This window comes from Methylobacterium bullatum, assembly GCF_014845095.1.
GTDB lineage: Bacteria > Pseudomonadota > Alphaproteobacteria > Rhizobiales > Beijerinckiaceae > Methylobacterium > Methylobacterium bullatum.
This window is the reverse complement of sequence record NZ_NKUG01000203.1, coordinates 1-11,476: the sequence shown is the minus strand read 5'-3', so window position 1 is coordinate 11,476 and position 11,476 is coordinate 1. Positions and strand designations below refer to the sequence as shown.

At 68.4% G+C, this 11,476-nt stretch carries 11 protein-coding genes; 3 read left to right on the top strand and 8 right to left on the bottom strand.

Annotated elements, in window-relative coordinates:
- Nucleotides 1–134 precede the first annotated feature (134 nt).
- Complete coding sequence (locus MBTS_RS21750; RefSeq protein ID WP_147831283.1) at nt 135–296, bottom strand: CsbD family protein; 162 nt, start codon at nt 294–296, stop codon at nt 135–137.
- Nucleotides 297–389: 93 nt separating this feature from the next.
- Nucleotides 390–1,850 carry a helix-turn-helix transcriptional regulator gene (locus tag MBTS_RS21745; protein WP_147831282.1) on the bottom strand — a complete coding sequence of 487 codons (1,461 nt, stop codon included), beginning with the start codon at nt 1,848–1,850 and terminating at the stop codon, nt 390–392.
- A 250-nt stretch (nt 1,851–2,100) separates the two neighbouring features.
- Here MBTS_RS21745 and MBTS_RS21740 point away from each other — a divergent pair, with 250 nt between their 5' ends.
- Nucleotides 2,101–2,727, top strand: coding sequence for a sigma-70 family RNA polymerase sigma factor (locus MBTS_RS21740; protein ID WP_147831280.1), 627 nt, complete (start codon nt 2,101–2,103; stop codon nt 2,725–2,727).
- A 40-nt stretch (nt 2,728–2,767) separates the two neighbouring features.
- On the opposite strand, the gene MBTS_RS21735 is transcribed toward MBTS_RS21740, so the two are convergent.
- The 4 genes from MBTS_RS21735 to MBTS_RS21720 all read right to left on the bottom strand — a co-directional run bounded on the left by MBTS_RS21735 (nt 2,768) and on the right by MBTS_RS21720 (nt 7,941).
- Nucleotides 2,768–3,532 (bottom strand): sensor histidine kinase, encoded by a 765-nt coding sequence (locus MBTS_RS21735; protein WP_187273385.1) that lies wholly within the window; start codon nt 3,530–3,532, stop codon nt 2,768–2,770.
- A gap of 40 nt (nt 3,533–3,572) precedes the next feature.
- Nucleotides 3,573–4,316, bottom strand: coding sequence for a Crp/Fnr family transcriptional regulator (locus MBTS_RS21730; protein ID WP_147831276.1), 744 nt, complete (start codon nt 4,314–4,316; stop codon nt 3,573–3,575).
- A 222-nt stretch (nt 4,317–4,538) separates the two neighbouring features.
- Nucleotides 4,539–7,385 (bottom strand): PAS domain S-box protein, encoded by a 2,847-nt coding sequence (locus tag MBTS_RS21725; protein WP_192216455.1) that lies wholly within the window; start codon nt 7,383–7,385, stop codon nt 4,539–4,541.
- A 139-nt stretch (nt 7,386–7,524) separates the two neighbouring features.
- Nucleotides 7,525–7,941 carry a response regulator gene (locus tag MBTS_RS21720; protein WP_018043759.1) on the bottom strand — a complete coding sequence of 139 codons (417 nt, stop codon included), beginning with the start codon at nt 7,939–7,941 and terminating at the stop codon, nt 7,525–7,527.
- Nucleotides 7,942–8,360: 419 nt separating this feature from the next.
- Between MBTS_RS21720 and dinB the strand changes: the two genes are divergently transcribed.
- Both dinB and MBTS_RS21710 read left to right on the top strand, forming a co-directional pair.
- Entirely contained in the window at nt 8,361–9,452 is a 1,092-nt protein-coding gene (gene dinB / locus MBTS_RS21715; RefSeq protein ID WP_018043760.1) for a DNA polymerase IV, read from the top strand.
- Between the two features lie 162 nt (nt 9,453–9,614).
- Entirely contained in the window at nt 9,615–10,001 is a 387-nt protein-coding gene (locus MBTS_RS21710; protein ID WP_056141751.1) for a phage holin family protein, read from the top strand.
- A gap of 46 nt (nt 10,002–10,047) precedes the next feature.
- Here MBTS_RS21710 and MBTS_RS21705 read toward each other — a convergent pair whose 3' ends face one another.
- Complete coding sequence (locus MBTS_RS21705; protein WP_147831272.1) at nt 10,048–10,677, bottom strand: 2,3-bisphosphoglycerate-dependent phosphoglycerate mutase; 630 nt, start codon at nt 10,675–10,677, stop codon at nt 10,048–10,050.
- A 46-nt stretch (nt 10,678–10,723) separates the two neighbouring features.
- Nucleotides 10,724–11,476: ribosome small subunit-dependent GTPase A (gene rsgA, locus MBTS_RS21700; RefSeq protein ID WP_192216454.1), on the bottom strand; the 753-nt coding region annotated here is incomplete at its 5' end.

The following is an 11,476-nucleotide window of genomic DNA, read 5'->3' as shown; positions in this document are numbered from 1 at the left end:
CCCTGCACCTTGCCGCCGAGCTCCTTGGCGGCGCCTGTGATGCGATCCGCATCGACCATGATGTCTCTCCTGATGTTGTCGCGCCGATATTCTTGTCGCGAACGGTGTTCGTGAGGTGCGACGTGTCGCCCGAGCTACGACTTGGGGGTGGTCTTTGGTTTCACGTCGGGCGTCGGTGATTTCTGCTGAGACCTACCCTCGGCTTCGACTTTGGGGTCGCCGACCAACTTTCCGATGGCCTCCTTCACCGAGCCCTTGAGCTTGTCGGAAGTGTCGGTCGTCTTTTGCGCGCTCACGGGGTGCTCCAATGCCTCAGCGATTGACACCGTCCCTCAAGTGGCCCGCCGGTTCCGGGCGGCAATGATGCAGATATACTGGTTATGAGGTTTTTATTTGCTGGTTTCGGATAGCGGGAACCCGTTGTCGCGGCCCCAGACGATGGCCTCGGAGCGCTTGTGCACGTCGAGTTTCCGGTAAAGCGACGCCGAGTGGTTGCGCACCGTGTTCCTGGACAGGTTGAGACGCCTGGCGATGGCATCGTCCCCGAGCCCCCGGCAGACGAGGTCGAGGATCTGCCGCTCGCGGACCGTGAGGTTCGGGACGATGCCGTCCTCGTGCTCGCTCGCCGGCCGGCGCAGGTTGGCGAGCTTCTCGATCAGCCCGCGGCTGAACCACGAGGTGTCGGCCATCACCGCCTCGATGGCCTCGGACAGTTCGCGCTCCGTGCGCTTGCGCTCGGTGATGTCCTGAAGGACCATGAGGGCGAACGTCCGGTCGCCGATCTCGACGCGCTCGGCCGATACCAGGCAGTCGACATCGGTGCCGTCCTCGTGGCGCAGGCATACTTCCAGGCCGAGCACGTGACCGGTGCGCGCCACCGCCGTCTCGAACCTGATCCGTGCGACATCGTGGACCCAGAGCCGGAGATCGGCCGGCGAGCGCCCGGACACCGTGTCGGCGCCATAGCCGAAGACCCGGGTGAAGGCCTCGTTCGCACCGGTGATGGAGAAGTCTTCGACGCGCGCCAGCAGGGTCGGGACCGGGGCCATGTGGAACGCCTTGGCGAAGCGCTCCTCGCTCCGGCGCAGGGCCGTCTCCGCCTTCCTTCGCAGGTCCAGGTCGGCGAAGGTGAACAGCATGCAGGGCTCTTGGCCCCATTCGATGGGTTGGCCGGCGACGATGACGTAGCGCGATCCGCCATCCGGCAAATCGAGGCAGGCTTCCATCTGCGGGATGGTGCCCCCGCTGTTCAGGCGTGAGATCGCCAGGTCCCGGCTACGGGCTCCGGCCAGCACGTCGACCTCGTAGACGCTGTGGCCGATCACGGCGTCGCGGGTGTAGCCGGTCATCTCCAGGAAGCCGTCGTTCGCCTTGACGTGGCGCAGGTCCGAGAGCCGGCAGATCACGGCCGGCGCGGGGTTGGCGTCGAAGGTGGCCTCGAACCGTTCCTCGGCCTCGAACTGCCCCGATACGTCCTTCAGGATGAGGGCGAGGCAGCTCGGGTTGCCGTCGCGGTCCGTGGCCACGAGGCTGCGCAGCGAATGGACGAAGTCGACATCGGGCTGGTCGGTCCGCGTCACCTCGACGATGACGTCGTGGAAGCGCTCGCCCGAGACGACCCGTTCCATCGGATACTGGTTCGGGGTGTGGTCGTTGCGGTAGCGCAGGGCGAAACGTTCGCGGTAGGCGTCCACCGTCCCGCCGAGCTCCCCGACGGTCTCGGCCCCGTGCATCGCGAGCGCGGCCTCGTTGGCGTAGGCGATGGTCTGGTCGGGCTCGACCAGGATCACGCCCTCGCTGAGGCCGGCGACGATCTGCCGAAGCTCATGCCTGTCGACGCCGAGTGTCACCTGCGACCGCCTTCCTGACTGCTGGGATGGAACCGAGCCGTAACAGGGGACGACCAGCGACGGTTCCGGATCGCGCAAGATATTATCTGGTATATCTGTATCATTGACGTGAACGCGAGCGATCAGCCACAACCAGACACGCATATTCCACCGTAGAGGGGCGGACACACCCGGTCGTTGTCCGGAAAAAGGACGAATCCTCCCTATGCATGTCAGTATAATCTCCGAAGAACCTTCGCCGAGCGAGGGATTGCCTCGTCATGTCCAGGACCAGATCGGACGGCGACTGGACGAACTCATTCCCAGCGCAAGCGCGGTCGACACCGATACGCGCCTCGGCCGGGTCCTGCTTCGACTGAGGGCCGCCCTGCTCGACGCGGAGGCGGAACGCCAGATCACCAAGGCGTTCGGCGACGACCTCATCGCCCTCGTGCCGCGCCTACGCCGCTTCGCCCTCCTTCGTACCGGCAACACCGCGGAGGCCGACGACATGGTGCAGGCGACCTTGATGCGGGCCTGGGAACACCGGTCCCGCTTCAAGGACGGCACCAACCTCGTCGCGTGGTTGTTCACGATCCTGCGCAACACCCACCTGAACCAGCGCAAGCGCCTGCGCCGCGAGATCGAGGACGTCGACGGGGCCATCGCGGGGGCCTTGTCCTCGCCCCCCGACCAGGAGCACCGGGTCGCGCTCGTCGCGTTGCAGGGCGCCCTGGACGCCCTCCCCGCGGAGCAGCGCGAGACCTTGCTGCTGGTGACGGTGGACGGGCTCCGGCACGAGGAAGCGGCCGCCATCCTCGGCTGTCCGGTCGGTACCGTGAAGAGCCGGGTGAGCCGGGCGCGCGAGCACCTCGCGACGGCTCTGGGCCTGTCGTGACGGCGCAGGTGCCCGCCGCCGAGGAGAAGAACGCCGCGCCCTACCGGCGCGAGGCGTCTTTCCATGGCCCGCCCGGCGGGTTTCGCAGAACCCGGGGCACGTCTGCGAAACCCGCGTCGAGTTGGCCGTCCGGCGGGTGGAGGAGCGGCGAGGCGTGGCCGGTCCCGGCATGCAAGGTCCGGCTGGTGAGGGGCAGCGCCAGGCGGAAATGCAGGCCGTCGGGCGCGAAGGTGAGGCTCGTCGCGGCCTTCAGGTTGTAGGCCAGCATCTCTTCCAGCACGACCGTGCCGAATCCCCTGCGACGAGGCTCGTCCTCGTTCAGGGGCACGCCACGCTCCAGCCAGTCGAAGACGAGGTGGGGGGCGCCCTCCCGTTCCTCGATCCGCCAGATCACCGTGAGGCGGCCCGTCGGCGTGGCCAGGGCTCCGAACTTGAGGGCGTTCGTCGAGAGTTCGTGCAGGGCGAGGGCGAGGGGCTCGGCCGCGCGCAGATGCAGCCTCAGATCCGGTCCGTCCACACACGTGCGCCCATCCTGGTAGGCGAGCGCGCTCGTGAGCTCGTCGGTGACGAGGCGGTCGAGATCGACCCCGGCCGTGGGGTTCTGGATGATGACGTTCTGCACCCGTGCCAAGGCGGCCAGCCGCCCGTCGAGATGCGCGGTGTAGTCCTCCAGGCTCTCGCTGAATTCCGCCGAGCGCCGGGCGATCAGCCGCATCGTCGCCAGGGTGTTGCGCACCCGGTGCTGCAGCTCGGCCAGCAGCGCCACCCGTTCCTCGGCGCCCGTCGGGTCTGATCCCATCGTCATCGCAGTTCCACGGGGTGCTTGAGGGGAAACCGGTTCGGCATCACACCGATCCGTCGGCATCGAAGTGACGACCTTCGCGGTCGATGTGCAGGTAGTTCGGGTTGAACAGCGATGCCCTCTGCAGGGCATCGAAGTCGGGAATGGTCAGGCGTCCGCCCTTGAGCACGATCAGGCCGGCACGCCGCAAGTCCTGGAGCGTGCGGTTGATGTGCACGTTCGAGAGACCCAGGGCATCCGCCAGTTCCACCTGGGTCAGGGGGAGCTCATAGCTGGGGCCATCCGTCAGACCGACCCCGCGCAGACGCAGGAACAGTTCGCAGAAAAGGTGGCCGAGGCGCTCCAGGGCGGTGCGCTGGCCGAGGTTGACGGTCCATTCGCGCTGAACCGCCACCGTCACCAGGGTGTTCCACCACAGCGCCTTCGTCACCCGCACATTGTCGTTGGCCACCTGCTCCAGCGCGGCGCGCGAGATCTCGGCCAGTCTGACGGGGGTGAGGGCCACGATGGAATGGTCCATCTCGCGCAGGAGGTAGACGTGGCTGTCGCAGAGGTCGCCGGGCACGAAGAGGGAGATGATCTGGCGCCGGCCATCGTCGAGATGCTTGTAGCGGCACGCCCATCCGTCCAGGATCAGGTTGACGTGATGAGGATCGTCACCCTCGCTGATGATGTCGGCGTGCTTCGCAATGGTCCGCCTTTTGCAGACCGCGTTCTCCAAGGCCTGCCGGTCGTCGCAGGAGAGCTTCGTGAACTGCTCAAGCTTGCGGATGAAGTAGTGCGGCATTCTTTCTTCCTCGCACATAGGGCATGAATAGGGAATTGTCATTGCAGGGTCATTCACCTGCATTAAAGGCTCGATCCTCGCCGGTTAACCTCATCGGATGGAGGGGGAATAGCTTGCGGAGGGCGGTGCCGGCCGTCGCGTGGTGTTGCGATCGCCGCCGCCCCGTCCGGGACTCCACTTTCGGGGCGTCTCCTGGCGGCGCATGCGAGCGGGCCGGCCTCCTCATCCTCCGGGATCGGCCGGCTCCGAACTCCGCCGTGAGGCGGCTTTGGCTCTCTCCCGGATCGTATGTCCCGACACGGGCAGTGCGATGGTGCAGTGGACGCCGTCCGGTTCCATCACGAAGGTCGTTCTGGCGCCGAGCTGGTAGGGCAGCGCCCGCTCGATCAGTTCGCGCCCCGAGCCCCTCCCCTGCGGCGGGCCATCCCGCGCCGGCATCCGCACGCCGCGCTCGCGCCAATCCACATGCAGCCAGGGAGCCCGCTCCGGCTCCGCGAGCTCCACGTGCCAGCGGATCTCGAGATGCGCCTGCGGTTGGGCCAGGGCGCCGTATTTCAGCGCGTTCGTCGCCAGTTCGTGCAGGGCCAGCGCGAAGATCTGCACCGTCGACGAGCGCAGCGGCACCGCCTTCGGTCCGCTCAGGCTGACCCGCGACGCCTCGTCGTCGAGCGCCGCCACTTCGCTTCGGATCAGCTCGTCGAAGCTGACCCGCTCGCCCTCCCCGAGGCGGGACAGCAATCCCTGCACGCGGGCGAGGGCCGCCAGACGCGTGCCGTAGCGCTCCCGGAAGTCGTCGAGGCCGCTGCTGTTGCGCAGGGTCTTGTCCGCCGTGGCGCGCACCACGCCCATGAGGTTGCGGGTGCGGTGCTGCAACTCCGCCACGAGCACGCTCATATGCTCGGCGGTCTCCTTCTCCTCGGTGATGTCCCGGCCGACGCCGCCGATCCAGCACACCGCGCCGGCGGCGTCGCGCATGGGGAAGCCGGTGTCCCGTATCCAGCGGATGCCGCCGTCGCCGGGCCGCCCGACGCGATACTCGAAGGTGACACGCTCGCCCGCCCGGACGCGATGCAGGCTCTCCACCGCCCGTTCGCGATCGTCCGGCACGATCAGCTCGGCCCAGCTCACCAGGTGGTCGCCGGCGAGGGCCGAGGTGCGGTCGAGGCCGTAGATCGTCTCGAAGGCCGGGGTGAGATAGATCCACTGGAAGGTCGCGGCATCGCGCATCCAGAGGACGTCGGACGAGGCCTCGCCGAACTGGCTGAGGCGCTCCTCGCTCTCGCGCAACGCCGTCTCGGCGCTCCTGCGCGCCGTCACGTCGCTGGCCGCCCCCAGCCACTCCCTGATCTCGCCGGTGTCGGTGAGGGTCGGGACCGCCCGTGACACGCACCAGCCCAGCGAACCGTCGCTGCGGATCACCGCATGTTCCAGCTCGAAGATCGATCTCGTCGCCATCGCCCGGTCGATGGCGGCACGGACCTCCGCCTGATCTTCGGGACGGATGTAGCGGTCGAGCCAGGTCCTGCTCGGCTGGTCCGGGACGTTTTTGAAGGCGCGCCCCTCCAGCCACTGCAACTCGGACCAGTCCGGGGTCATCCGGTAGACCACGTCCGAGCTGGCCGTGACGAAGGCACGGAACCGCTCCTCGCTCTCGCGCAGCGCCGCCTCGGCGCGCTTGCGAGGCTGGATGTCCTTGAACAGGAGGGCAACCTGCCGCTGTTCGGCGGTGCCGACGCGGAAGGCATAGACCTCGTACCAGCGCCCGAGGGCGATGGACCGGCGTTCGAACCGTTCCGCCACGCCGTTCCGCGCGATCCGGCCGAACGTCTCGAACCAGTTCGCCTCCAGCTCGGGCAGCAGGTCTCGCATCGTCCGCCCGGTGGCGTCGCCGAGCCCGGTCTGCTGATCGAAGGCAGGGTTGACGGAAAGGAACCGGTAGTCGACCGGCCGCTGCCGGTCGTCGAACATCATCTCGACGATGCAGACGCCCTCGTCGATGGAGTTGAACAGGTGGCGGTACTTCGCCTCGCTCTCCTCCAGCTTCGCGTGCGCCTCCTTCCAGGCAGTCATCTCCCTGGTGGTGGTGGCCACGCCGTCGCCGAGCTTCACCACCGATTGATGGAACCAGCCGTCGCATCGCCCGTGCGCATGGCGACGCTCGGCGACCGAGGGCAGGCCCGTCTCCACGACCTGCCGGAAGACGTCGAAGATGCCGTCCCGAACCACGCCCGGACTGCGTTCGACCAGGCTTTGCCCCCTCACCTCGCCAAGGGTCCGTTCCGCGGTGTGGTTGTTCAGCCGCCAGCGGAAATCGACGATCTCGCCCGAAGCGTCCCGGACGGCCTCGAAGACCTGGATCATGTCCATGGAGCTGTCCAGCGTGGTCTGGAGCAGGTCGCGGCTCCGCTGCAGCCCGGCCATGCGCTCGCTCACCTCCCGCTCCAGGTCGGCACGATGCCACGCTTCCGTTCCGCGCAGCCCCTGGGGCCGCGCCTCATCGAGGGCACGGGTCATGACGCAGGCGGCGGAGGCAAAGTGCGTCAGCCGCGTGAGCAGCCTGAGATCCTCGCCGTCGAAGGTGTAATCGAGGTCATGCGTGCCGACCCAGAGCGTACCGACCGGCTCGTCGCCGGCATGGAACGGCACCATCAGGAGCTCCTGGAGGGGCGGCTCGACAGAGGCGGCCGCGAGGCGGGCATGCGGGCGCGAGAACAGCAGGGGGGTGTTGCGGGTCACCGCCAGGCCGCAGGGGCTTTCGGCGAAGGGGATGGTGCCGCCGCGATGCGCGGCCCATGATCCAGCGATCGCGGCCCGGCGGACGCGTTTCGGGGCCTCTCCCGGTTCGAGGATGCTGATCCCGGCCGACCCGGCCAGGCCCATCCCGACGAGGAGGTCCGCGATGCGCTGCAGGACGGTGTCCGGGCTGACGGCCAGCTCCCGGGCCAGTTCGGCCAGCGCATGGGCTTGCGCCTCGTAGTCGGGAGGGCGTACGGGACGCGCCACCAACGCGTCGGTGATCGACACCTCATCCAGGCCCGCGAACCCAACCGGCACCACCGTCGGTGTCATGTCTTTCGACGCTCGCCGTTCTCTCGCCGTCGCACCGGTCGAGCGTGCCGAACACAGGGTGACTTCTACTCTCGCGCAAGGATTCGATCAAATTCCCGCGCGAATGACCGTCGATGTCTTATCCGGAGCCGAGCGAATTCTATCCGGCCGCGTCCGTCCGTGAGGCCCTGTCGTCGAGGATGATGTCGAGCGCGTGCAACACCGCCGCGGTATCCATCGGCTTTTCCAGCAGCCGGACCGACGCGAAGCGGCCGAGGATCGTCGCCTGATCGTAGCCGGTGGTGAACAGGAACGGGACGCCGAGGGCGAGGAGCGCATCGGCCACCGGATACACGTCCTCGCCTCCGAGGTTCACATCCAGGATGGCCGCGTTGGGCGGGGACGGCCCATTGAGGAGGTCGAGGGCGCCCTCCACGGTGGCGATGGGACCGAGCACCTCCGCTTCGGCCTCGGCCAAGCCCCGCGCCAGTTCATCGGCCAGGAAGTACTCGTCTTCCACCACCAGGACGCGTCGTCCCCGGAGCGCCTGCCTGGAGTGCTTCACGAAACTCCCCATCACGATCGGTTCCCGCTCGAAGGACGACGGCGCAGCGGGAGTTCCGGAAGAGACGCTTCGTGAGATACTCGGCATGGTCGTTCACCCGTATCCGGTCCGAGAGGGGCAGCGCCAGGGTGCAGGGGAATGCCGTCCTCCTTCATCATGGTGGTCGTTCCGGCGCCGAGCCGGCCGGCGCGTGCTCGACATGCAGCCGGGGACGACGGCCCGGCTCCGGCCGTTCCCCGCGAGGCACGGGAGAACCGGGAGGCATCCTGCGCCCCATCACGGGAAAGTCCAGACCACGGCGCCAGCCCCGGCCGGGTTGACCCGGCCCCCTGAAACCGCGAGGAACAAAGACCGAACACAGCGCCTTCCCCACGATGACTGCTCAACGACGCCCGCTCATTGCCCGCGCACCGATGTGACAGCCCGATCCGATGTCGAGCCCCGGCGACGATACCCCCGTCCGCAAGATCATCCATATCGACATGGACGCGTTCTACGCGTCCGTGGAGCAGCGGGACGATCCGGCCCTGCGAGGCCGGCCCCTCGCGGTCGGCGGGTCGCGCGAGCGGGGCGTGGTGGCCGCCGCCAGCTACGAGGCGCGGGTCTTCGGGGTCCGCTCGGCCATGCCCTCGGTCACCGCCCGGCGCCTGTGCCCCGATCTCCTCTTCGTCAAGCCGCGCTTCGAGGTCTACCGGGCGATCTCGGAGGAGATCCGTGCGGTGTTCGCCGAGCATACCGCGATCATCGAGCCGGTGGCCCTCGACGAGGCCTATCTCGACGTCACCGAGAACCTGCAGGGGCTGGCCACCGCCACCGAGGTGGCGCGGGTGATCCGGGCCGAGATCCTCGCGCGGACCGGCCTCGTGGCCTCGGCCGGCGTCTCCTACAACAAGTTCCTCGCCAAGGTCGCCTCGGACTTCCGCAAGCCCGACGCGCTGTTCGTGATCACGCCCGCGATGGGGCCGGGCTTCGTCGAGGATCTGGCCATCGGCCGGTTCCATGGCGTCGGCCCCGTCACGGAGGCGAAGATGAAGCGCCTCGGCATCCTCACCGGCCGCGACCTGAAGGCCCGTTCCCTGGAAGAGCTGCAGGCGGCCTTCGGCAGTTCGGCGGCCTATTATCATTCGGTGGCGCGCGGCATCGACGAGCGGCAGGTGCGTGCCCACCGCATCCGCAAATCGGTGGGGGCGGAGACCACCTTCTCGGAGGACCTCACCGAGTTCGACGCCATGGCGGAGCGATTGACGCCGCTGATCGACAAGGTCTGGACCTCCTGCACCGCCAAGGGCGTCTCGGGGCGCACCGTCACGCTGAAGGTGAAGTTCTCGGATTTCGTCCAGATCACCCGGGCGCAGTCCTTCGAGGCCCCGGTCGCCGGCCGCGATGCGATGATGCACATGGCGCTGGGATTGCTGCGCACGGTGTTCCCGCTCCGCCGCAGCGTTCGCCTGCTCGGTGTCTCCCTGTCGGGCCTTCAGCAGGGCGAGACGGAGGGACCGCGCCAGCTCGGGCTCGCGATCTGATGGCAGGTACCGGGCAGGCAGGTACCGGGCAGGCAGGTACCGGGCAGGCAGGTACCGGGTAGGAATGTGCGGCGATTGCCGCGCAACCCCGGCGGCCCTATCTGGCTTGTCTGCGCACGGACCCGCCGGGCCTGATCGGACCACGTCGATGAGAGGGGATGCATGAGCCGCCGGGATGACAAGAGCCTCCTGCTCCTCGTCGGCGATGCGATCGGGCAAACCCAGATCCTCCTCTCCAAGCACCTCGCCCTGTTTCAGGCCGAGGTCGGATCGGCGGTCGGGCAGGTGGCGCGTCCGCTCATCCTGTTCCTGATGGCGGCCCTCTTCGTCCTGATCGGATTGTTCGTGCTCCTTGTGGCGATCGTCAAAGGGCTGGCGCTCCTCATCGGGTCGGAGGCGATCGCGTCGCTGATCGTCGGCGGTGCCTTCGCCGCCGTGGCGCTCGCCCTCTTCGCCTTCGGGTATCGGCTGATGTCCCTTTCGAACCTGGAGCCGATGCGGACGCGGCGCCAGCTCGCGCGCGATCGGGACGCCCTGAGAGCCCGCTGACGCCGATCCACAGGCGCGCCTCTCCGCCTGCCGGTCCACTCGTGACTCAGGCGGAGATCGCGCGCTTCTCCACCACCCTGCCCCGCTCGTCGAGGCGATAGGCCAGGGTCTGGGCCGTGGCGAGATGCACGTCGGCGACCGCGTCGGCACTGATCCCGTCGAGATGCATGATGAGCGCCCGCAGCGAATTGCCGTGCGCCACCAGCAGAACCCGCTGGCCCGCGAGGACCCGGGATTCGATCTCGTCCCGATAATAGGGAAGCAGCCGGTCGGCGGTCATCGCCAGGCTCTCGCCGCCCGGCGGCACCGCATCGTAGGATTTGCGCCAGGCACGGACCTGCGCGACCCCCCAGCGCTCCTGCGATTCCCGCTTGTTCAGCCCGGCGAGCTCGCCGTAATCGCGCTCGTTCAGCGCCGCGCTCCGGTGGACGGCAAGGTCGGGCTGCCCGAGTTCCGACAGGATGAGGCTCAAGGTGCGCCGGGCCCGCGTCAGCTCGCTGGTGAAGGCGATGTCGAAGGAGAGCCCGACCTCCTTCATGCGGCGCCCGCAGCTCCGCGCCTCGCCGACGCCCCGTTCCGTCAGGTCGGGATCGCGGATGCCGGAGAAGAGGTCGCGCTCGTTGTCGAGGCTCTGCCCGTGGCGGACGATGACGAGGGTTCGGTCGGGAAAGGGCATTCGGGGAGCGATGTCCGCAGGAGGTCGGGTGAAGGCGGGATGAGGGTCAGCGCCGACGGCTGCCGCGCGGCCCGGTGACCACCGGGGTGTTGGTCCGGTTCTCGTCGAGGAGCTTGCGCCACCGGGTCAGGCGTTCGGGATCGAGCGCACCCTCCGCCACGGCGGCCTGAACCGCGCAGCCGGGCTCGTGGGCATGGGTGCAGTCGCGGAACCGGCAGGAGGGCGCCAGCTCGACGATCTCGGCGAACAGCGTGTCGATGCCCTCCGCCGCGTCGCTCACATGCAGCGTGCGCATCCCCGGCGTATCGATGACCCAGCCGCCGCCGGCGATGGCGTGGAGCGAGCGCGACGTGGTGGTGTGGCGCCCCTTGGCGTCGTGTTCGCGGATCCCGCCGGTCTCCTGGGGGAGGTCCTGGTCCGGGCCGGCGAGCGTGTTGACCAGGGTCGATTTGCCCACCCCCGATGAGCCGACGACCGCCACGGTCAGACCCTCGCCGCACCAGGGGGCAAGCTGCGTCACGGCGTCCGGAAGGCGCGGATTGACCGTGACGACGGCGAGGTCGCGCTGCAGGCCCGCGGCCTGCCGCCGGTAGGCCTCGGCATCGGGCGCCATGTCGGCCTTGGTGAGGACGATGACGGGATTCGTGCCCCCCTGGTTGGCGAGCGCCAGGTAGCGCTCCAGCCGGGCGATGTTGAAATCGGCGTTGCACGACGTGACGACGAAGAGGGTATCGACATTGGCCGCCGCCAGCTGCAGCGACGCAACGAAGGCGGAGGCCCGCTGCAGCTGGCGGCGGCC